This window comes from Streptomyces sp. NBC_01508, from assembly GCF_045040315.1.
In the GTDB taxonomy this organism is placed as follows: Bacteria; Actinomycetota; Actinomycetes; order Streptomycetales; family Streptomycetaceae; genus Streptomyces.
This window is the reverse complement of the sequence record NZ_CP109419.1, coordinates 6613378-6635194: the sequence shown is the minus strand read 5'-3', so window position 1 is coordinate 6635194 and position 21817 is coordinate 6613378. Positions and strand designations below refer to the sequence as shown.

The 21817-nt window shown below is 72.0% G+C and carries 14 protein-coding genes; 5 read left to right on the top strand and 9 right to left on the bottom strand.

What is annotated here, in order from left to right; translation table 11 throughout:
* Positions 1-98 precede the first annotated feature (98 nt).
* Genes OG700_RS30635 through OG700_RS30625 form a run of 3 tightly spaced genes read right to left on the bottom strand, consistent with a single transcriptional unit; the run spans position 99 to position 4798 of the window.
* Positions 99-548, bottom strand: a complete 450-nt coding sequence (locus tag OG700_RS30635; RefSeq protein ID WP_405619211.1) for a hypothetical protein — start codon at positions 546-548, stop codon at positions 99-101.
* Positions 549-608: 60 nt separating this feature from the next.
* Positions 609-1883 (bottom strand): SWIM zinc finger family protein, encoded by a 1275-nt coding sequence (locus OG700_RS30630; RefSeq protein WP_405619209.1) that lies wholly within the window; start codon positions 1881-1883, stop codon positions 609-611.
* Complete coding sequence (locus tag OG700_RS30625; RefSeq protein WP_405619207.1) at positions 1880-4798, bottom strand: SNF2-related protein; 2919 nt, start codon at positions 4796-4798, stop codon at positions 1880-1882. The genes OG700_RS30630 and OG700_RS30625 overlap by 4 nt, the downstream gene beginning before the upstream one ends.
* Before the next feature lie 351 nt (positions 4799-5149).
* Here OG700_RS30625 and OG700_RS30620 point away from each other — a divergent pair, with 351 nt between their 5' ends.
* Positions 5150-5560: a DUF6343 family protein gene (locus OG700_RS30620; protein ID WP_405619205.1), complete on the top strand. Its 411-nt coding sequence runs from the start codon at positions 5150-5152 to the stop codon at positions 5558-5560.
* Here OG700_RS30620 and OG700_RS30615 read toward each other — a convergent pair.
* The 4 genes from OG700_RS30615 to rpsA form a co-directional block, all read right to left on the bottom strand.
* Positions 5490-5855: a tetratricopeptide repeat protein gene (locus tag OG700_RS30615; protein WP_405619203.1), complete on the bottom strand. Its 366-nt coding sequence runs from the start codon at positions 5853-5855 to the stop codon at positions 5490-5492. The genes OG700_RS30620 and OG700_RS30615 overlap by 71 nt on opposite strands.
* A gap of 77 nt (positions 5856-5932) precedes the next feature.
* On the bottom strand, positions 5933-6538 hold the full coding sequence (gene coaE / locus OG700_RS30610; RefSeq protein WP_405619201.1) for a dephospho-CoA kinase: 606 nt from the start codon (positions 6536-6538) through the stop codon (positions 5933-5935).
* Between the two features lie 90 nt (positions 6539-6628).
* Positions 6629-7567, bottom strand: a complete 939-nt coding sequence (locus OG700_RS30605; protein ID WP_405619199.1) for a PAC2 family protein — start codon at positions 7565-7567, stop codon at positions 6629-6631.
* A 241-nt stretch (positions 7568-7808) separates the two neighbouring features.
* Entirely contained in the window at positions 7809-9332 is a 1524-nt protein-coding gene (gene rpsA / locus OG700_RS30600; RefSeq protein WP_023542473.1) for a 30S ribosomal protein S1, read from the bottom strand.
* A gap of 387 nt (positions 9333-9719) precedes the next feature.
* Between rpsA and OG700_RS30595 the strand changes: the two genes are divergently transcribed.
* The gene (locus OG700_RS30595; protein WP_405619197.1) at positions 9720-10580 is read left to right on the top strand and encodes a class I SAM-dependent methyltransferase; all 861 of its coding nucleotides are present in this window, start codon (positions 9720-9722) and stop codon (positions 10578-10580) included.
* 4 nt (positions 10581-10584) lie between these two features.
* The gene (locus tag OG700_RS30590) at positions 10585-13530 is read left to right on the top strand and encodes an ATP-dependent RNA helicase (protein ID WP_405619195.1); all 2946 of its coding nucleotides are present in this window, start codon (positions 10585-10587) and stop codon (positions 13528-13530) included.
* Positions 13531-13620: 90 nt separating this feature from the next.
* Here OG700_RS30590 and OG700_RS30585 read toward each other — a convergent pair whose 3' ends face one another.
* A complete protein-coding gene (locus OG700_RS30585; RefSeq protein ID WP_405619193.1) occupies positions 13621-15309 on the bottom strand; it encodes a lytic transglycosylase domain-containing protein in 1689 nt (562 codons plus the stop codon).
* Positions 15310-15649: 340 nt separating this feature from the next.
* Here OG700_RS30585 and OG700_RS30580 point away from each other — a divergent pair, with 340 nt between their 5' ends.
* Positions 15650-16519: a DUF4184 family protein gene (locus tag OG700_RS30580; RefSeq protein ID WP_405619191.1), complete on the top strand. Its 870-nt coding sequence runs from the start codon at positions 15650-15652 to the stop codon at positions 16517-16519.
* Between the two features lie 31 nt (positions 16520-16550).
* Here OG700_RS30580 and polA read toward each other — a convergent pair whose 3' ends face one another.
* Positions 16551-19262: a DNA polymerase I gene (gene polA, locus OG700_RS30575; protein WP_405619189.1), complete on the bottom strand. Its 2712-nt coding sequence runs from the start codon at positions 19260-19262 to the stop codon at positions 16551-16553.
* Between the two features lie 170 nt (positions 19263-19432).
* Here polA and OG700_RS30570 point away from each other — a divergent pair, with 170 nt between their 5' ends.
* Positions 19433-21772 carry an FdhF/YdeP family oxidoreductase gene (locus OG700_RS30570; RefSeq protein WP_405619187.1) on the top strand — a complete coding sequence of 780 codons (2340 nt, stop codon included), beginning with the start codon at positions 19433-19435 and terminating at the stop codon, positions 21770-21772.
* Positions 21773-21817: the final 45 nt, after the last annotated feature.

Below are 21817 nucleotides of genomic sequence, written 5' to 3'. Positions count from 1 at the left end.
GGGCAGAACGGATCCGTCGCGGCGGGGAGGTACTTCCCCGCCGCGACAAGGCCTTCCGCGACCGGTGGGCAGACGCGCCACGCCGCCCACCGAGGCCGTCAGGTCTGTCCGCCGCGACCTCCCGAGCCTCGCTCGCCGCCGAAGCGCTGTTCGCCGATCCACCCGAACCCGACCTGGATGACCGGGCCGTGCGCCGTGCCGCCGTTGATCGTGTTGTACACCGTGCGCGACTGCCCCGTCTCGGGCGCGGCAGGTGCCAACTCATCGAGCAGTGTTCGCAGTTCGGCAGCGGCCGCCGGGTCGGCGGCCAGTGCGCGGCGTAACCTGGCGCGCCATTCGGCCTGGACGTCGGCCATCAGTTGGTCGTCCTCGTCGCGCTGGGCCGCCGCCAGTTCGGCCCGTGCGGTGTCGAGTTCCTCCTCGACCGCGGCGGCGGTGGCCGTACCCCGGCCTGTGAAGAACGCCGCCATCCGGTCTCGTGCCGCCGTCCAGCCGTCCGTCGCCATCTGCTGCACGAGGGCCGTCGCCCCCGCGGCTGCCAATGCCACCAATTCGGCTTCCACAGCGCCCCCTTGATCCGTGAGTGGTTACGGATACGAGCGTACCGGTCACCGTCCGAGAAGGGCCGTGAGCGCACCCACCGGGTCGGTGTCGGGGGTGCCGCGTGGCCACCAGTCCTCGCGGTCGCGGTCCGACTCGTAGCCGTACCAGAGTCCGTCGCGGCCGAAACGGAGCTGGAGCGACGGCTCGGAGAGGCGGTTGCGCCAGGGGCGGAAGTGCGGGAAGTCGGCCGCGATGAGCACGGGGCGGGCGCGGTCGAACGGCCCGGCGGGCGGGTCCCATGCCTCTTCCAGGACGGCCAGCCCCGCGAGACCGCCCTGGCACCAGGCGGCGACGGCGCGGGCCAGGTCCGTGGGGCTGTGGCCGGTGCCAGCCGCCAGGTCGCGGTAGAGGGCGCGGGTCGAGGCGGTGAGGCCGGAGCCGGGGTGGGCGGCGGCCAGGCGGACCGCGTCCTGCCAGGGGGTGAGGCCGGCGACGGGGTCGATACCGGTCGTCAGGAGCGTGTGCGCGCGGATGGCCGCCTCGGAGGCGAGCAGGTCGAGCGCCAGTGGGTCGGGGGCGCCCGGCGTATGCGGATAGACGGGCGGGCGGCCGGGGTTGTCGGGCAGCGGGAAGGGGGGCGGCAGGGTGCGCCACGGGTGGGCCGTCACCGCCGTCACCGCCGTGGCCGCGTCGACCGTGGGCATGGGCGGTGCGGTCGTGGTGCGTTCGGCGGCGGAGCGGGTGGCGTTGCGGCGGGTCAGATCGGCGAGGATCTCGTGTTCGCCGCGTCCGCGCATCAGGAACAGCACGAACGGGTCCTCGTCGAGCAGCCGCGCCGTCTGGTAGCAGAGCGCCGCCGCGTGCTTGCAGGGGAAACCGTCGTCGGGGCAGGAGCAGTCGGGCGTCAGGTCACCGGCGGTGGGCAGCAGGTCCGCCGAGGCGGCGAGCGCGTGCGGCATGTCCTTGTCGAGCAGGGCGGCGATGTGATCGGGGCGGGCCGCCGCGGCGTCGAGGAGGTCTTCCCAGCCGTCGTCGCCGAGGGCGCGCAGGCGGATCTCCGTGCGGTACGGGCGCGGCCGGGTGCCGTGCACGTACGCCATGACCCGGCCGGGCGTGACCGTGATCGCGTCGACGTGCCCGCGGTTCGCGTAGGCGCGTCCGCGTTGCAGCCGGACCGGGTCGAGCGCCGAGTCCTCCATGGACTCCACCCAGGCGTTGCCCCACCAACTGGTGGCGAAGTCCCCTTCGCCGGACGCTTTGCGCGCCGGGCCGGGACGGGACGGCAGGGCCGGGAACGTACGGCGGCGGTCGTCGTGCCGAGGGGCGCGCGGTGCGCTCATGACGGCCTCCGCAGCGAGACCAGATCGGCCAGTTCACGGTCGGTCAGCTCGGTCAGGGCTCCTTCGCCCGAGCCGAGCACGGCGTCGGCCAGGGCGCGCTTGGCGGCGAGCATCTCCGCGATCCGGTCCTCGACGGTGCCCTCCGCGATCAGCCGGTGGACCTGCACGGGCTGGGTCTGGCCGATGCGGTAGGCGCGGTCCGTCGCCTGCTCCTCGACGGCCGGATTCCACCAGCGGTCGTAGTGCACGACATGGCCGGCCCGGGTGAGGTTGAGACCGGTGCCCGCGGCCTTGAGCGACAGCAGGAAGACGGGGATCTCGCCTGCCTGGAACCGGTCCACCATCCGCTCGCGCTCCGCCACGGGCGTGCCGCCGTGCAGGAGTTGGGAGGGAATCGCGCGGGAGGTGAGGTGCGCGGACAGGAGCCGCGCCATCGACACGTACTGCGTGAAGACCAGCACCGAGCCGTCCTCGGTCAGGATCGTTTCGAGCAGTTCGTCGAGCAGGGCGAGCTTTCCGGACCGGCCGCTGAGCCTGGCCCGGTCCTCCTTCAGATACTGCGCCGGGTGGTTGCAGATCTGTTTGAGCGCGGTGAGCAGCTTCATGACCAGTCCGCGCCGGGCGATGCCTTCCGCGCTCTCGATGGCGGCCATCGTCTCGCGGACGACCGCTTCGTAGAGGGAGGCCTGTTCGCGGGTGAGCGGCACCGGGTGGTCGCTCTCCGTCTTCGGCGGCAGCTCGGGCACGATCCCCGGATCGGACTTCTTGCGGCGCAGCAGGAAGGGGCGGACCAGCCGTGAGAGCCGTTCCACGGCGTCGTCGCTCGCGGTGGTGCCCGCCGACCCCGCGTGTTCCACGTTCTCCACGACGCGGGCGTGGCGGGCGCGGAAGGACTTGAGCGGGCCGAGGAGTCCGGGGGTCGTCCAGTCGAGGAGCGCCCACAGCTCGGAGAGGTTGTTCTCCACAGGGGTGCCGGTCAGCGCGACCCTGGCGGGCGACGGGATCGTGCGCAGCGCCTTGGCGGTGGACGAGAACGGGTTCTTGACGTGCTGGGCCTCGTCGGCGACGACCATCCCCCAGGTGAGGGCGGCCAGTTCGGGAGCGCTGCCGCGCATCGTGCCGTACGTGGTGAGGACGAACCCGTCCGTCACCCCGTCCAGGGTGCGGCCCGCTCCGTGGAAGCGGTGGACCGGGACGCCGGGTGCGAAGCGGGTGATCTCCCGCTGCCAGTTGCCGAGGAGGGAGGCGGGGCAGACGACGAGCGTCGGGGCGGGGCGGGCGCGGTGCAGATGGAGCGCGATGACGGTGATCGTCTTGCCGAGACCCATGTCGTCGGCGAGACAGCCGCCGAGGCCGAGCGAGGTCATCAGGTCGAGCCAGGCGAGGCCGCGCAGTTGGTAGTCGCGCAAGGTGGCGTCCAGGGCGGCGGGCTGCGGCACGGCCGCCGGGCCGTGCACGAGCCGGTCGCGGAGGACCGCGAGCGCGCCGGACGGGACCGCCTCGACCGTCTCGCCGTCCACCTCGGCGGTGCCGGTGAGGGCGACGGCCAGCGCGTCGACCGGGTCGAGCAGGCCCAGCTCCCGCTTGCGCGCCTTCCGTACGAGATCGGGGTCGATCACCACCCACTGGTCGCGCAGCCGCACGATCGGGCGGTGCGACTCGGCCAGCGCGTCCATCTCGGCCTCGCTGAGCGGATCGCCGTCGAGCGCCAACTGCCAGTTGAACTTGAGCAGTTCGGTGCTGTCGAAGAAGGGGGTGCCGTCCGTGGCCGAGCCGGGCGCGGGGCGTACGACGGCGGCTGCCGAGAGCGTACGGGCCAGCTCCCTCGGCCAGTGGACGGCCACCCCGGCGGCGGCGAGGCTCGCGGCTCCCGGGCCGAGCAGTTCGTACAGCTCGTCCTCGGAGAGCGGCAGCGCGGCGGGGACGTCGTACTCCAGCAGCCGGGCGAGCGGCGGCCAGACGCGGGCGGCGCGGCGCAGCGCGAGCAGGGCGTCGATCCGGGCGCGCGGGCCGAAGAGATCGTCCCCGTCGCCCGCCCAGAGCCGGGCCGCGTCCATGACGAGCGTCGGGTCGGCGAGGCTGTGGATCTGGACGAGGGCCGCTCCGGCGCGCCGCTCGGCGCCGGACTCCTCCGGGGTCTCCTGCGGGGACGAGGAGTCGAACAGCTCGTACGCGGACAGGTCGAGGCGCAGCGAGACGCGCACCCCCGCGTCCATCCCGGCCGCCGCCTCGGCCGCCCACGCGCGGGCGCCGGGCAGATGCTGTGCGGTGTGCGCGGCGAAGGGCGCGCCCGCGGCGAACGCGGCGGCGGGCGTACGGGGCAGGGCGTCGGCGACCGCGTCGAGGAAGGCCCGCACGAGCGCTTCCGGCTCGGGCAGCCGCAGGGCCTGTCCGGCGGAGCTCCGCGGGACGGGGCGGCCCGGCGGGAGGAGATCGGGGACCGGGACGGCGTGCGCCTCGTACGGCATCGCGGCGGCGATGGCCCGCAGTTGGGCGATGTCGTCCGCGTCGAGCGGGCCGGCCCGCCAGGCGTCGTGGTCACGGGCGGTGAGGCCGGGCAGCAGCCGGCCCCGGGCCGACAGGTGCAGGGCGTGCAGGGCGGCGGCGCCCCAGCAGATGACGGAGGGGTGGGCCGAGGGATCGGAGCGGGCGCGGACCAGCAGGGGCAGGGCCTCGGCGACGGGCATGAGCACGGCACGTACGACGCGGGTCCGGACGCCGTGGTGGTCGGGTCCGTCCACATCGGCCGGATCGGGGGCCGCATCGGCCGGAACCACGACCGTGAGATCGCTCGTGGGGAAATCCCCCTCGGCGGGCGGCTCCCCCTCCGGTGCCCAGAATGCGACACGCCCGTCACGCGGCAGCCCGGCGGGCAGGAAGACCGCCGCACAGCGGGCCGGCACATGTCCCGACATCAACACCGACTCCCCTCCGCCTCGGTCGCACACCTGCGAGATCTCGTTACTCGGCGAGTCTAGGCGGGGGGTCTGACAGTGCCCTCGGAACGCGTGAAAGCCGCACCCACGCGGCCACGGCGAAGAGGGCGAGGAAGGGCGAAGATGGCAAGGAGGGGCAAGGAAGGCCACCGGTCTCAGCGCCGTAGTCGTAACCTCGGACATGAGGGGTCCCCTCCGTCCTGCGCCTGGTGTGGCTCTCAAAGAGACGGACGCCGACCGGCGATCTTCCCGCTCGGTCCGTTTCGGGACCCGCACCCCGTGGATGGGGGGCACGGACCGCGCACACCGGTAACAGGAGGTGCGATGCCCATGCGCACCGGAAATGAACCCGTCACCGCGCGCAGTCCCCTGCGGATGCGCTGGTGGCTGAGCGTCTGGGGCCTGTTCTGGACCGCCTTCGGCACGGTCGCCTTCGCGATCGCGGACCGGCCGGGCTGGGCGATCGGCTGTGGAGTGCTGCTGTTGCTCGTCGCCACGGATTTCATGCTGATCGTCCGCCATATGCGGCAGGGATCGCGGTTCCAGCCGGGCCGTGACGTCCCGCCGTACGAGGTTCACCAGTACGACAGCGACGACAGGGACGGCCCGGACACGGACAGCTACGAGGACGGCGGCGGCGACAAGCGCCGCGACGACGACAACATCAACGTCAGTCGTCGGAGTCGAAACGCGCGGCTTCGAGGTACTCGGGCTTGGGGTCGAGCGCCGCCGCCAGCCTGAAGTGCTTCGTCGCCTGCTCCGGCCGCCCCGCCCGCTCGTAGGTGCGGGCCAGCGCGAAGTGCGCGAAGGCGTTGTCCGGCTCGCGCTCCAGGACCAGCTCGAACTCCAGCTCGGCGGGCCGCAGTTGAGCGGCAGCGAAGAACGCGCGGGCGCGCAGCAGCCGGGCGGCCGTGTTCTCGGGATGCGCCGCGATCACCGAGTCCAGCAGTTTGACCGCACCGCGCGGGTCACGCGCGGCCAGCAGCTGCTCCGCCGCGCGGTAGTCGATGACGTGGGTCTCCGGGCTCTCGGGCACGGTCGAATCCTTCCCTCGGATCGCGCTTTCAACGTCGCACAGGTCGGCAGTATGACAAACCGGGCCGGCGCCGCGCGTCACCGCTGGTCGGCGGCCCGCTCGACCAGTCGTTCCCAGACCTCGCGGACCTGCGGCTCCAGCTTCTCCAGCGGTCCGTCGTTGTCGATCACCAGATCGGCGGCGGCGATGCGCTGCTCGCGGGTCGCCTGCGCGGCCATCCGGGACCTGGCCTCGGACTCGGCCATGCCCCGCAGCCGTACGAGCCGGTCGAGCCGCGTCTCGGACGACGCGTCCACGACGACGACAACGGCATAGAGCCCGGTCAGCCCGTTCTCGACGAGGAGCGGCACATCGTGGACGACGATGGCGTCCTCGCCCGCCGTACTCTCCAGCTCCACCGAACGCGCGGCGACCAGCGGATGGACGATGGCGTTCAGTGTGGCGAGCCTGTCGCTGTCGGAGAAGACGAGCGAGCCGAGCTTCGGGCGGTCGAGCGTCCCGTCGGGGTTCAGGACACCGGGCCCGAAGGCGTCGACAACGGCCGCGAGCCCGGGAGTCCCGGGCTCGACGACCTCTCTGGCGATCTTGTCCGCGTCCACCAGCACCGCGCCGTACGCGACCAGCAGTCGGGAGACTTCACTCTTTCCGGCACCGATCCCACCGGTCAGGCCCACTTTCAGCATGCCTGGCAGCTTAGGGCCTGCCGGGCGGATCTTCGCGGGTCCGCGAAGATCCGCCCGGCAGGCCCTAAGCCGTGCCCGGTCGGAGTGGACCTACGCGTCGCCCTCCCGCTCGGCGAGGAACTTCTCGAACTCGCGCCCGATCTCGTCCGCCGACGGCAGCTCCACCGGCTCGGCGACCAGATTGCCTCTGCTCTCGGCGCCGGCCACCGCGTCGTACTGATGCTCAAGGCCCTGCACCATCGTCACCAGCTCTTCGTCCCCCTCGCCGAGCTGGCGCTCGATCTCGGTCTGGGTGCGCTGCGCCTCCGTACGGAGGGTGTGCGCGACGCCCGGCAGGACGAGGCCCGTCGCCGCCGTGATCGCCTCCAGCGCGGTCAGCGCCGCGTCCGGGTAGGAGGAGCGCGCCACGTAGTGCGGGACGTGCGCGGCCACGCCGAGCACGTCGTGCCCGGCCTCCATCAGCCGGTACTCCACCAGGGCCTCGGCGCTGCCGGGCACCTGCGCCTCCTCGAAGGGGCTGCGATGGCCCGGCATCAGGTCCGTGCGGTTGCCATGCGGGGTGATGCCGACCGGGCGCGTGTGCGGGACGCCCATCGGGATGCCGTGGAAGTTGACGGCCAGCCGTACGCCGAGGCGCTCGACGACCTGCTCCACGGCCGCCGCGAAACGCTCCCACTCCACGTCGGGCTCGGGTCCTGACAGCACCAGGAACGGGGCGCCCGTGGCGTCCTGGACGAGCCGCACCTCAAGTGTCGGCGTCTCGTAGCTCGACCAGCGGTCGCGCCGGAACGTCAGCAGCGGGCGGCGGGCCCGGTAGTCGACCAGCCTGTCGTGGTCGAAGCGCGCCACCACCTGGTTCGGCAGCGACTCCAGCAGGTTCTCGACGATCTGGTCGCCGGTCTCACCCGCGTCGATGTAGCCCTCGAAGTGGTAGAGCATGACGAGGCCCGCGGACTCCTGTGCGAGCGCCATGTCGACGACTGCCAGGCCCTTGGGCTCCCACTCGTACAAATCCTGCGGATCAAGCACGATTACCGGTCCTCCTCGTGTTCGTCAGGAAGAACGCGCCTTGGGGCGTGAGCATTCCCCGCCCGCGCGACTCGGCGGGACCGGCGCCGCCGGTACGCGAGACAAGAAGCCGATCCCGTACGGCACTTGGCGCCGCGCACCGCACCGCACACCCCGACCGTGAGTACGGACATGCGTAAGGCCCGCTCCCCAAGGGGAACGGGCCTTACGCCGAGCTGTCTACCGGCTACGGGTCAGAGCGTCAGCTCTGGCCACCCGCCAGCTTCTCCCGCAGGGCGGCCAGGGCCTCGTCCGACGCCAGGGCGCCGGAGTTGTCCTGGGACTCCGAGGAGTACGAACCGCCGCCGCCACCGCCACCGCTGCCACCGGAGGCGGCGGGAGCAGCGCCCGCCGGGGCGGCAGCGCCCTCGGCAGCCGCGGCCTCGTCGGCCTCGCGGGACTTGATGACCTGAGCCTGGTGCTGCTCGAAGCGGGTCTGCGCCTCGGCGTACTGGGTCTCCCACACCTCGCGCTGAGCCTCGAAGCCCTCAAGCCAGTCGTTGGTCTCGGGGTCGAAGCCTTCGGGGTAGATGTAGTTGCCCTGGTCGTCGTACGAGGCAGCCATGCCGTACAGCGTCGGGTCGAACTCGACCGAAGCCGGGTCGCCACCGAACGCCTCGTTGGCCTGCTTCAGCGAGAGGCTGATACGACGGCGCTCCAGGTCGATGTCGATGACCTTGACGAAGATCTCGTCGTTGACCTGGACGACCTGCTCCGGGATCTCCACGTGGCGCTCGGCCAGCTCGGAGATGTGGACCAGACCCTCGATTCCCTCGTCGACGCGGACGAACGCGCCGAACGGAACGAGCTTGGTGACCTTGCCGGGAACGACCTGGCCGATCTGGTGCGTCCGGGCGAACTGCTGCCACGGGTCTTCCTGCGTCGCCTTGAGCGACAGGGAGACGCGCTCGCGGTCCATGTCCACGTCGAGAACCTCGACGGTGACTTCCTGGCCGACCTCGACAACCTCGGAGGGGTGGTCGATGTGCTTCCAGGAGAGCTCGGAGACGTGCACGAGACCGTCGACACCGCCGAGGTCCACGAACGCGCCGAAGTTGACGATCGAGGAAACGACGCCGGAGCGGACCTGGCCCTTCTGCAGGGTCGTGAGGAAGGTCTGGCGAACCTCGCTCTGAGTCTGCTCGAGCCAGGCACGGCGGGACAGGACCACGTTGTTGCGGTTCTTGTCCAGCTCGATGATCTTGGCTTCGAGCTCCTTGCCCACGTAGGGCTGGAGGTCGCGGACGCGGCGCATCTCGACGAGGGAGGCCGGCAGGAAGCCACGGAGGCCGATGTCAAGGATGAGTCCACCCTTGACGACCTCGATGACGGTGCCGGTGACGATGCCGTCTTCTTCCTTGATCTTCTCGATCGTGCCCCAGGCGCGCTCGTACTGCGCACGCTTCTTGGACAGGATGAGTCGGCCTTCCTTGTCCTCCTTCTGGAGAACAAGGGCCTCGATCTCATCGCCCACGGCGACGACCTCGTTGGGGTCGACGTCGTGCTTGATCGAAAGCTCGCGGGAGGGGATGACGCCTTCGGTCTTGTAACCGATGTCGAGCAGGACCTCGTCCCGGTCGACCTTCACGATGACGCCGTCGACGATGTCGCCGTCGTTGAAGTACTTGATCGTCTCGTCGATCGCGGCGAGGAATGCTTCCTCGTTACCGATGTCGTTGACCGCAACCTGCGGGGTGGTGGCGGTGGTCTCGGTGCTGCTCGTCATGTGGGTAAAGGCTCCGGTACGGACATTGAGTCGTAGGTACTGCCACGCCGAGAGCCCGTATCGCCATCTGTCGGAAGTCGGACAGCCAAGGAAGCGCCAATCCCGGTGAAGGGAAGGCGCCTCGACAGCCGAGGGGACCTACAACAGATGCGAGCGCGGCCTGCTACGTCTGAGGCGCGCAAGCCCGCAGCGCAACCTTTAGCATACGGGGGCAGCCGGACACGGTCAATGCGCGAAGGCGCACACCCGGGGCGGAACGCCCCATACCCGGCACAACAAGCGTTTCATGAGGCCACGATGGCCGCACCGTAGCCCAAGCCGCTACCGGCCGACTACAGGGCGGCACAGGTTCGTACGCCCTCTCCGCACACTACGACGACGGACACGATGAGCCAAGAGCAGGCAGAACAGCAGGCAGAGCAGCGCGTGGCGGAGGAGGAGTGGGAGGCCGCGGAGTGGGAGCCGGAGGCCACCCGCCGCGACAGCGACGGCACCGAGAGCAGCCGCGCCAACCGGGGCTGGTGGAACAGGAACGCGGACGACTACCAGGTCGAGCACGGCACCTTCCTCGGTGACGACCGGTTCGTCTGGGGGCCGGAGGGCCTGGACGAGGTGGAGGCGGAGCTGCTGGGGCCGCCCGAATCGCTCAAGGGACTCGACGTCCTGGAGATCGGGGCGGGCGCGGCACAGTGTTCGCGCTGGCTGACGAGCCAGGGCGCGCGCCCGGTGGCGCTCGACCTCTCCCACCGACAGCTCCAGCACGCGCTGCGCATCGGCGACGGCGTACCTCTTGTGGAGGCGGACGCGGCGGCGCTGCCGTTCCGCGACGGCTCTTTCGACCTGGCGTGTTCCGCGTACGGCGCGATCCCCTTCGTCGCCGATCCCGTACGGGTGTTCCGCGAGGTACGGCGGGTGCTGCGCCCCGGCGGGCGCTGGGTCTTCTCCGTCACGCACCCGATCCGCTGGGCGTTCCCGGACGAGCCGGGACCCGAGGGCCTGACGGCGGCCTCGTCGTACTTCGACCGCACCCCGTACGTGGAGCAGGACGAGGACGGACGCGCGATGTACGTGGAACACCACCGGACGGTGGGTGACCGGGTACGGGACGTGGTGGCGGGCGGTTTCCGGCTGGTCGATCTGGTGGAGCCGCAGTGGCCGGCCTGGAACACCCAGGTGTGGGGCGGCTGGTCGCCGTTGCGCGGGAATCTGATCCCGGGGTCGGCGATCTTCGTCTGCGTACGAGACTGAGGGGGTGATCCGCGACGACGTCCTCGGCAGTCTGCCCGTCCGTACCGCCCTGCCCGCGCTGGAGGCGGCCCTCGACGGGCCGGGGTGCGCCGTGCTGTGCGCGCCACCCGGCACGGGCAAGACGACGCTGGTGCCGCTGGTGCTGGCCGGGCTCGTCCGGCTCGACGGCGCGGGGGCGGGGGCGGGGCCGAAGCGGCAGGTCCGCCGGGTGGTCGTCGCCGAGCCGCGCCGGATCGCCGCGCGTGCGGCGGCCCGGCGGATGGCGTGGCTGCTGGGCGAGCGGGTCGGCGAGAGCGTGGGCTTCACGGTGCGCGGGGAGCGCGTGGTGGGGCGCGACACGGTGGTGGAGGTGGTGACCACCGGCGTACTGCTCCAGCGGCTCCAGCGCGACCAGGAACTCGGCGGCGTCGACGTGGTGATCATCGACGAGTGTCACGAACGGCATCTGGACGCGGACACGGTGGCGGCCTTCCTGCTGGACGTACGGGCCGCACTCCGCCCCGAACTGCGGCTGGTGGCCGCCTCCGCGACGACCGACGCCGAGGGGTGGGCGCGGCTGCTCTCGGACGCGCCCGTAGTAGAGGCGCGCGGAGTGACGCATCCTTTGGAGGTCGTGTGGGCGCCGCCGGCGCGGCCGGTGCGTCCGCCGCACGGGATGCGGGTCGATCCGGCGCTGCTGACGCATGTGGCCTCCGTGGTACGGCGGGCGCTGGCCGAGCGCGCGGGCGACGTGCTGGTGTTCCTGCCGGGCGTCGGCGAGATCGGCCGCGTGGCGGGCCAGTTGGGCGGCCCGGACGTACTCGGCGCCGATGTGCTCCAGGTGCACGGCCGGGCCACGGCCGAGGTGCAGGACGCCGTGCTCGCGGGGTCGGGGGACGGCAACCGCCGTGTCGTACTGGCGACTTCGGTGGCCGAGTCGAGCCTGACCGTGCCGGGTGTGCGGGTGGTGGTGGACTCGGGGCTGGCGCGTGAGCCGCGTACCGACCACGCGCGGGGGCTGAGCGCGCTCGCCACGGTCCGCGCCTCGCAGGCGGCGGCACGGCAGCGCGCGGGACGGGCGGGGCGCGAGGCGCCGGGCGCGGTGTACCGGTGCTGGGACCAGGCCGAGGACGCGCGGCTCGCGCGGTTCCCCGCACCGGAGATCAAGGTCGCCGATCTGGCGGCGTTCGCCTTGCAGGCGGCGTGCTGGGGCGACCCGGACGCCTCGGGCCTCGCGCTGCTCGACCCTCCCCCTTCGGGGGCGTTGGCCGCCGCGCGGGCGGTGCTGGCCGCGATCGGCGCGGTGGACGCCGAGGGCCGGGTCACCGGCCGGGGCGTCCGGATGGCCCGGCTCGGCCTGCACCCGCGGCTGGCCCGTGCCCTGCTCGACGGCGCGCGGGAGGTCGGCGCACGCCGGGCCGCCGAGGTGGTGGCGCTGCTGAGCGAGGAGCCGCCGAGGGCGTACGGGGACGACCTGGCGGCGGCGTGGCGCACGGCGAAACGCGGCGGCGACGGATACGCGGCGCGCTGGCGCCAGGAGGCCCGGAGGCTGGCTTCGGCACTGCCGAGGGAGCTGGAGGGGGCAGTCGGCGGGACGCGCCGCCGCGGGCAGGGCGGTGCCGCTGAGGGCAGCGGGGGGAGCCCGGCCTTCCAGGCCGGGAAGGGCGGGACGCGAGGAGTCGGCACAGGGGGTAGGGACGGCGGCGCGCACAGAGGCGGCGGAGGCGAACGCCCCGGCACGGGCGGCGGTGCCGCGAGAGACGGTCATGCCGGACGGAACGGCGGGACCGGTGGCACGCGCCGTGACGAGCGGGGCGGCGAGGCCGGCGAAGGCGGCGGAGTCGGTGGGCTCGACGGGGCCGGCGCCGTCGGTGCCACCGGCCGCGACGAGCGCGGGGGCCGGGGCGGGGGCGGGGAAGCCCGTACGGACAGCGGAGGTGGCGGGGGCGTATCAGGCCGTCGCCGTGGTGAAGGCCCCGGGGAGCGCGGCGAGTTGGGCGACGACATCGTCGCCGGTGTCGTGGCCGCTTTCGCGTTTCCCGAGCGGGTGGCACGGGCGCGCGGGGGCGGTGCGTTCCTCATGGTGTCGGGGACCGGCGCGGAGCCGGCCGAGGGATCCGGGTTGCGCGGCGCGCCGTGGCTGGCCGTCGCCGTCGCGGACCGGCCCGCCACGGCGGCGTCGGCGCGGGTGCGGCTGGCCGCCGTCATCGACGAGGACACGGCACGGGCCGCCGCCGCGCATCTGCTCGTCTCCGGCGAGGAGGTGCGCTGGGAGGACGGTGACGTCGTCGCCAGGGACGTGACGCGGCTCGGCGCGGTCGAACTGTCCGCACGTCCGCTGCGCAAGCCCGACCCGGCACGGGTACGGGCGGCGCTGCTGGACGGTCTGCGCCGCGAGGGCGGCCCCGGCGCGCTGCTGCGCTGGACGCGTGACGCGCAGGCCCTGCGGGAGCGACTGGGCTTTCTGCACCGGGCGTTGGGCGCTCCGTGGCCGGACGTCTCGGACGCCGCGCTGCTCGACGGCGCGGACGACTGGCTGGAGCCCGAGTTGTCGAAGGCCCGGCGCCGCGCGGATCTGGCGCGGATCGAGACGGGCCAGGCGCTGCGGAGGCTGCTGCCGTGGTCGTCGGGGCAGGCGGGGCGGCTGGACGAGTTGGCGCCCGAGCGCGTCCAGGTGCCGAGCGGATCGCGCGTACGTGTCGACTACGGCGGGGAACAGCCCGTACTGGCGGTGAAACTCCAGGAGTTGTTCGGCCTCACGGCGACGCCGACGGTCGCGGGGGTGCCGGTGCTGGTCCATCTGCTCTCCCCCGCCGGGCGCCCCGCGGCGGTCACGGCGGACCTGGCGTCCTTCTGGCGGGACGGCTACCGCGCCGTACGCGCGGAGTTGCGCGGGCGCTATCCACGCCATCCGTGGCCGGAGGACCCGACGCTGGCGGTGGCCACGCGGCGGCTGAAGGACCGGCGGTAGGCGGCGGGCCGTGAGCGGCGGGCGCCGCTCGACCGCCGGACGCGCCGCGTGGGCGGCGCGTCCGGCGACGCAGGACAGGCCGGGCGATCGCTACGCCGGGGCGGCGACCTTCAGTTCGATGGTCACCTTCGCGCCGCCCGCCGTCTCGATCTGGAGCAGGAACGTACCCGTCGCGTCGTCCGCGAAGATCTTCGGGAGTACGAGCACGCCCTGGTCGTCGGTCTTCAGACCGGTCAGGGCACGCAGCGGCTGACCGTCCGCGCCCTTGAAGTAGGGTCCCTTGTCCGCCGCCGACGCGTCGCCGGCGGACTTGATCATCGTGGCCTTGACCGCCACACCCGGGGCGGCCGCGCCCTTGTTGGTGGCCTTGAGCGCCACGCTGTCGGCGAACTCCGTGCCCGGCACCGCCGTCAGTTCCTTGTCGCCCGTCCTGACGACCGCGTCCGCCGTGCGCTCGGTGACCGTCGCCGTGAAGTCGACGGCCGGAACCGTACGGCTCACGACACTCGCCCGCACCGTGAACTCGCCGGTCTTCTCACCCGCCCGGAGCGCGGGCGCCGTGGCGGTGCCGTTGGTGCCGCTCGTGACGACGGCCTTCTTCCCGCCGCCGGCGAAGCTCGCGTCCGTGTCGCCGACGATCAGGAACCGCACGGCCACCTTGCCGACGACCTTGCCCTTGGCGTCCTCGCCGCGCACCGTGACGCGCTCCGCGAACGCTCCGCCGGCCGTGGCGGAGAGCGTGCCGGTACCCGCGTCCTCCAGCCGCTGGACGGTCGGCGCGGGGGTGGTGGGAGGTGTCGTGGGCGGTGTCGTGGGCGGTGTTGTCGTCGGGGGCTTGGGGGGCTTCGGAGGCTTGGGCGACGGCGAACCGCCCGGGTCCGAGGGGCCCGGATTCGGCGTGGAATCCGGTGAGCCACCAGGGTCCGAGCCGGGCGAGTCGCCGGGACCGTCCGGGTCCAGCGGGCCGGGGTCCGTGGGCAGCACGCCCGTGCCGTCCGGCACCTCGTGGCTGCCCCGCTTGTAGTACTCCAGCCAGGACAGGACCGTCGCCAGGTACTCCTGCGAGCGGTTGTAACTGAGGATCGCCCGGTCGAGATCGGCCTTCACCGACAGGTCGCGATTGTTGGCGCAAAGATAGCGACCGGCGGCCAGCGCGGCGTCGAAGATGTTGTTCGGGTCCTTGCGGCCGTCGCTGTTGGCGTCCTGACCCCAGGTCGCCCAGGTGGACGGGATGAACTGCATCGGACCCACGGCGCGGTCGTGCGTCTTGTCGCCGTCGTAGGCGCCGTTGTCGGTGTCGGAGATGTTGGCGAAGCCGACACCGTTCAGCACCGGGCCGAGGATCGGCGAGAACGTGGTGCCGTTGTCGTCGACCCGCCCGCCGCGTGCCTGGCCCGACTCGACCTTGCCGATCGCGGCGAGCAGTTGCCACGGCACATTGCAGCCGGGATCGGTGCCCTTGATGGTCTGCTCGGCCTGCTTGTACGCGGCCAGCACCGACGCCGGTATACCCGCCTCCGCCTCGCCCGAGCTGGGCAGGTCGATCGAAGCGCCCGGCTTGTCGGGGGTGTTCAGGGGCGGGAGGTCCGTGTGGTACGAGGAGTCCCCGGAGGCCGAGTCGCCGTCCGGCACGCTCGATCCGGACGCCTGCTTTCCGCCGTCACCACCGCCGGAAACGATGGCGGGCGCCTGCGAGGCGGAGAGCGCGGCGACCGCGAGGGCGGCAACCGCTGTGGTGGTCGCCCCTCTGCGGAGCCGACGGCCGAATTGCGCTGCCATACGTCTGGTCCCTCCCGGTGAACGGCTGTTCGCGCTCCCCCAGCGCGAGGACTCAGGCGACCCTACGGCAACTCGCTGTGTACGCACACGGGTCGGTGACCGCTTTTCACCGTTTCGCCATCTCCCCGCCTCCCCAAGGCCGAACCGATGGCCGAGATCGGACGTCCTTCATACTGGCTGCTGACTCCATGCCAGGTGGGCGTGTTCCCCGCCGGCTCTCTGCCTCGTCTCTGTCTCGTCATCTGTCTGTTTCTCTGTCTGTTTCTCTGTCGGTTTCTCCGTCTCATCTCTGTCTGCTTCGCTGCCTGATCGCACGACGACACGCCCCAGGGGGACTGCCATGCCATTCACGCTGAGCCATGCCGCGGCGGTGCTGCCGGGCATCAGGAGGGACGGCACATCGCGTGGGCCGCTGCTCGCCTCCGCGCTCGTGGCCGGCTCCATGGCGCCCGACATGACGTACTTCGCCGCGACCGCCGTGCCCGCCGCGATGGAGTTCGGCGACGTGACGCACGGCCCGCTGGGCCTGTTCACCGTCGATGTCGTCATCGCCGCGGCCCTGGTGGGCCTCTGGCTGATGCTGCGTGAGCCGCTGCTGGCGCTGCTGCCCGCCGCCTGGCAGGGGCGGGCGCACGCCTTCGTACGCGGACCCGGCCGGCGCGGCGGACGGCGGGCGGCGCTCGCCGCGCGGTTCTACGTCTCGGCGGTGCTCGGCGCGTCCACCCATGTGGTGTGGGACGCGTTCACCCACTTCGACCAGTGGGGTACCCGGCTGGTGCCCTCGCTGCGGGACGACATCGCGGGCTTTCCCCTGTACACGTACACGCAGTACGGCAGTTCGGCCGTGGCGCTGGTGGCGCTCTGCTGGTTCACGGTCTCCGCGGTGCGCCGGCTGCCCCGGATTCCCGCGCCGGCCTCGGTGCCCGTGCTCGTACGGCGCGAGCGCGTACTCGCCCATGCCCTGCTCGCGGGATGCACGCTGCTCGGCATGGCACACCGGGTCACCCGTTGGTACGCCCACCACGGCGGACACGTGACCACGCCCCTGGACGTCATCCCGACCCTCTGCTTCGGCGCCGGGGCGGGGCTGGCCGCGGGTCTCGTCCTGTACGGCGCGGGGATGCGGCTGCGTGGTGCCCGCACGGCGCCGCCCCCGGCGGTCGGTTCGTCCTCGGTCGCCGAACGGGCCACAAGCCCGTCCGGCGACTGAGGACACGGCGCGCGGCCCGTCCCACGTCAGTTCAGTGGGCCGCCGAGTCCCAGTCCGGGCCCACGCCCACCGAAATGTCCAGCGGCGCCCGCAGTTCGGTCGCCGCGGCCATCTCGCGGATGACCAACTCCTCCACCCGGTCCCGCTCGCCGGGGGCGATCTCCAGCACGATTTCGTCGTGGACCTGCAGGAGCATGCGCGAGGTCAGCCCCGCCTCGGTCAGCGCCTTGTCGACACGGAGCATCGCGACCTTGACGATATCGGCGGCCGTGCCCTGGATCGGGGCGTTGAGCGCCATCCGCTCGGCCATCTCGCGGCGCTGGCGGTTGTCGCTGTTGAGGTCCGGGAGGTAGCGGCGGCGGCCGAGCATCGTCTCCGTGTAGCCGGTGGCCCTGGCCTCCTCCACCGCTCGCTGGAGATAGTCCCGTACGCCGCCGAAGCGCTCGAAGAACGTGTCCATCAGGCCGCGCGCCTCGGCCGCCTCGATGTTCAGCTGCTGGGACAGCCCGAACGCCGAGAGGCCGTACGCCAGTCCGTACGACATCGCCTTGATCTTGCGGCGCATGTCGGGGGTGACGGCGGCGCGCTCCACGCCGAACACCTGGGAGGCGACGGTGGTGTGCAGATCCTCGCCGGAGGTGAACGCCTCGATCAGGCCCGCGTCCTCGGACAGATGTGCCATGACCCGCAGCTCGATCTGGCTGTAGTCGGCGGTCATCAGCGACTCGTAGCCCTCGCCGACGACGAAACCGCGGCGGATCGCGCGGCCCTCGTCGGTGCGCACCGGCACGTTCTGCAGATTGGGGTCGGTGGACGAGAGGCGGCCGGTCGCCGCCACCGTCTGGCTGAAGGTGGTGTGGATACGGCCGTCGGCCGCGATCATCTTGATCAGGCCCTCGACGGTGACGCGGAGCCTGGCCTGCTCACGGTGGCGCAGCATCACGACCGGCAGTTCGTGGTCGGTCTGCGCGGCGAGCCAGGCCAACGCGTCGGCGTCCGTCGTGTAACCGGTCTTGGTCTTCTTGGTCTTGGGCAGACCCAGCTCACCGAAGAGGACTTCCTGGAGCTGCTTGGGCGAGCCGAGGTTGAACTCGTGTCCGACCGCGGTGTGCGCCTCCGTCACCGCCTGCTGGACGGCGGCGGCGAACTGCTCCTCCAACGCGACCAGATGGGGCCGGTCGGCCCAGATGCCGTTGCGCTCCAGCTTGGCGAGCAGCGCGGAGGTGGGCAGCTCGACGTCCTGGAGCAGTCCGGTGGCACCGACCTCCTCCAGCCGTCCGGTGAACGCCTCGCCGAGATCGAGAACGGCGCGCGCCTGCGTCATCAGCGCGTCCGCCTCCGCCTGGTCGTCGCTGCCGAAGGCGAGCTGTCCGTCGGCCGCGGCGGCCGGGGCCAGTTCACGCCCGAGGTATTCGACGGCGAGGGCGTCGAGCGCGAAGGAGCGGCGGCCGGGCTTGACCAGATACGCGGCGAGCGCGGTGTCCATGGTCACCCCGCCGACCTGCCAGCCGTGCTCGGGGGCGACCCGCATGGCGCTCTTCGCGTTGTGCAGCACCTTGGGGCGGTCCGCCGCCGCGAGCCAGCTGCCGAAGGCCTTCTCGTCGGCCTCGTCCAGCTGGGTGGTGTCGAACCAGGCGGCGGCGCCGTCGGCGGCGGCCAGCGCGACCTCGCCGATGCCGCCCGTGCCGAGCGCCCAGGTGTCGACCAGGGCGACGCCCAGCGGCTCGTCGCCGTGCTCGGCCAGCCAGGGCGCCAGTTCGCCGGAGGCGAGAACCTTGCCGTCGAGCTCGATGCCCGCCTCGGGGGCCGGGGCCTCGTCCTCGACGGCGCCCGGGTCGACGGCGAGCAGGCGCTCGCGCAGGCTCGGATTGCGGATCTCCAGTACTTCGAGGACACCGGTGACGGCCGTCCGGTCGTACGGAGCGCGCTCCAGGTCCTGCGGGGTCTTCGTCAACTCGACGTCACGCACCAGCTCGGTGAGATGGCGGTTGAGCTTGACCGAGGGCAGGTGCTCGCGCAATGACTCGCCGACCTTGCCCTTGACCTCGTCGGCGCGCTCCACCAGGTCGGCGAGGGAACCGAACTGATTGATCCACTTCGCGGCCGTCTTCTCGCCGACCTTGGGAATGCTGGGGAGATTGTCCGACGGGTCGCCGCGCAGGGCGGCGAAGTCCGGATACTGCGCGGGGGTCAGTCCGTACTTCTCCTGGACCTTGGCCGGGGTGAATCGGGTCAGCTCGGAGACGCCCTTGGTGGGATACAGCACCGTGGTGTGCTCGGTGATGAGCTGGAAGGAGTCCCGGTCGCCGGTGACGATGAGGACTTCGAAGCCGGCTTCCTCGGCCTGGGTGGCGAGGGTGGCGATGACGTCGTCCGCCTCGAAGCCGTCGATCGCGAACCGGTGCGCGTGCATCGCGTCCAGCAGCTCGCCGATCAGCTCGACCTGGCCCTTGAACTCGTCGGGCGTCTTGGAGCGGTTCGCCTTGTACTCGGGGAACTCCTCGGAGCGCCATGTCTTGCGCGAGACGTCGAAGGCCACCGCGAAGTGCGTGGGCGCCTCGTCACGCAGGGTGTTGGCCAGCATCGACGCGAAGCCGTAGACGGCGTTGGTCGGCTGGCCGGAGCTGGTGGTGAAATTCTCCGCGGGCAGCGCGAAGAACGCCCGGTACGCCATGGAGTGCCCGTCCATGAGGAGCAGGCGAGGACGGTTGTCTGCGGTCTTCTTCGATGCTGTCTCAGCCACGTACCCGATCCTGCCACGCCCCACTGACAATCCTGACCCGCGCACAGCACCGCGACGGGCTGTCGGAGCCGCGTGACAGGATCCAGGGGCAGGATCACGGAAAAGATCACAGGAAAGACCACGGGACGCATCACGGGACGGGTCCCGACGTACGAGCTAGGGAGAGCGTGATGGCCAGCAAGCCGCCCTCAGGTGACCCGGTCCAGGACGCGCCGCGGGTCGCAGCCCCGCAGCGCAGCGCCGCCGGGCTGCCCGCCGTGGCGTATTCGCTGCGGATCGCCCAGCAGCAGATGGGCGTCACCCGCGCGGCGCGGACACTGCTCAAGGTCAACCAGAAGGACGGCTTCGACTGTCCGGGCTGCGCCTGGCCGGAGGGCGAGCAACGGCACACGGCGGAGTTCTGCGAGAACGGCGCGAAGGCGGTCGCCGAGGAGGCGACACTGCGCCGGGTGGCGCCCGACTTCTTCGCCGCGCACCCGGTGGCCGATCTGGCCGGCCGCAGCGGCTACTGGCTGGGCCAGCAGGGCCGTATCACCCAGCCGATGCTCCTGGAACGCGGAGCCGGCGGCCACGCCGACAGCGACAAGGACAGCGGCGGCGACAGCCATGACCACAGTGGCGACCGGTACGAACCGGTCAGCTGGGAGCGCGCGTTCGCGATCATCGCCGAGGAGCTCAACGCGCTGGACTCCCCCGACGAGGCGCTGTTCTACACCTCTGGCCGTACGAGCAACGAGGCGGCCTTCCTGCTCCAGCTGTTCGCCCGCGAGTTCGGCACGAACAACCTGCCGGACTGCTCCAACATGTGCCACGAGTCGTCCGGTTCGGCGCTCGGCGAGACCCTGGGCGTCGGCAAGGGCAGCGTGTCCCTGGAGGACATGCACCAGGCCGACCTGATCATCGTGGCCGGGCAGAACCCGGGGACCAACCACCCCCGGATGCTCTCCGCCCTGGAGAAGGCCAAGTCGGCGGGCGCGCGGATCATCTCGGTGAATCCGCTCCCGGAGGCCGGCATGGAGCGGTTCAAGAACCCGCAGACCCCGCAGGGCATGGTCAAAGGCGCGGCGCTCAACGATCTCTTCCTCCAGATCCGGATCGGCGGCGACCAGGCCCTCTTCCGGCTGCTCAACAAGCTGATCCTGCGGGCGGCGAAGGGCGACCCGACCGCGATCGACGAGGCGTTCGTCGCCGAACACACCCACGGTTTCGAGGAGTTCGCCGCCGCCGCGCACGCCGCCGACTGGGACGAGACCCTCACCGCGACCGGTCTCGACCGCGCCGACATCGAGCGGGCGCTGGCCATGGTGCTGGCGTCGAAGCGCACCATCGTCTGCTGGGCGATGGGCCTCACCCAGCACAAGCACTCCGTCGCGACCATCCGCGAGGTCGTCAACTTCCTTCTGCTGCGCGGCAACATCGGCCGGCCGGGCGCCGGAGTGTGCCCGGTACGCGGACACTCCAACGTCCAGGGCGACCGCACGATGGGCATCTTCGAGCGGCCCGCGCCGGCGTTCCTCGACGCCCTGGACCGGGAGTTCGGGATCACCTCGCCGCGCCACCACGGCTACGACGTCGTACGGTCCATCCGCGCCCTGCGCGACGGCGACGCGAAGGTCTTCTTCGCCATGGGCGGCAACTTCGTCGCGGCGTCGCCGGACACCGAGGTGACCGAGGCGGCGATGCGCACCGCGCGGCTCACCGTGCACGTGTCGACCAAGCTCAACCGCTCGCACGCGGTGACCGGCGCGCGTGCCCTGATCCTGCCGACCCTCGGCCGTACCGACAAGGACGTGCAGGCGGGCGGCAGGCAGGTCGTGACGGTGGAGGACTCCATGGGCATGGTGCACGCCTCGCGCGGCAACCTCACCCCCGCGAGCCCGCATCTGCTGTCCGAGCCGGCGATCGTCGCCCGGCTGGCGCGGGCCGTCCTCGGTCCCGCGTCGCTGACTCCCTGGGAGGAGTTCGAGAAGGACTACGGGTCGGTCCGCGACCGCATCGCACGCGTGATCCCCGGCTTCGAGGACTTCAACGAACGCGTCGCCAGGCCCGGCGGGTTCCAGCTCCCGCACGCCCCGCGCGACGAGCGGCGCTTCCCCACCTCCACCGGCAAGGCCAACTTCACGGCGGCGCCGGTCGAGTACCCGCGGCTGCCGGCCGGCCGGCTGCTGCTCCAGACACTGCGCTCGCACGACCAGTACAACACCACGGTCTACGGCCTGGACGATCGCTACCGGGGCATCAAGGGCGGTCGCCGCGTCGTCCTGGTGAACGCGGACGACGCACGCGAACTGGGCCTGGCCGACGGCTCGTACACGGATCTGGTCAGTGAGTGGAAGGACGGCGTCGAGCGGCGCGCCCGGGGTTTCCGGGTGGTGCACTACCCCACGGCCCGCGGCTGCGCCGCCGCCTACTACCCGGAGACGAACGTGCTCGTGCCGCTGGACTCGACGGCCGACACGAGCAACACCCCGGCGAGCAAATCCGTCGTGGTGCGCTTCGAGCACCGCTGACGGAACGCCCCGCACCCAACGCCCCACGCTGGTCCAGGCGTTCGC

Excerpts from the sequence above, each read along its gene's own strand:
- OG700_RS30620 (WP_405619205.1), top strand. The coding sequence starts at position 5,150 with ATGCGCACCGGAAATGAACCCGTCACCGCGCGCAGTCCCCTGCGGATG.
- OG700_RS30570 (WP_405619187.1), top strand. The coding sequence starts at position 19,433 with ATGGCCAGCAAGCCGCCCTCAGGTGACCCGGTCCAGGACGCGCCGCGG.
- rpsA (WP_023542473.1), bottom strand. The coding sequence starts at position 9,332 with ATGACGAGCAGCACCGAGACCACCGCCACCACCCCGCAGGTTGCGGTC.
- OG700_RS30585 (WP_405619193.1), bottom strand. The coding sequence starts at position 15,309 with ATGGCAGCGCAATTCGGCCGTCGGCTCCGCAGAGGGGCGACCACCACA.
- OG700_RS30580 (WP_405619191.1), top strand. The coding sequence starts at position 15,650 with ATGCCATTCACGCTGAGCCATGCCGCGGCGGTGCTGCCGGGCATCAGG.
- OG700_RS30625 (WP_405619207.1), bottom strand. The coding sequence starts at position 4,798 with ATGTCGGGACATGTGCCGGCCCGCTGTGCGGCGGTCTTCCTGCCCGCC.
- OG700_RS30630 (WP_405619209.1), bottom strand. The coding sequence starts at position 1,883 with ATGAGCGCACCGCGCGCCCCTCGGCACGACGACCGCCGCCGTACGTTC.
- coaE (WP_405619201.1), bottom strand. The coding sequence starts at position 6,538 with ATGCTGAAAGTGGGCCTGACCGGTGGGATCGGTGCCGGAAAGAGTGAA.
- OG700_RS30595 (WP_405619197.1), top strand. The coding sequence starts at position 9,720 with ATGAGCCAAGAGCAGGCAGAACAGCAGGCAGAGCAGCGCGTGGCGGAG.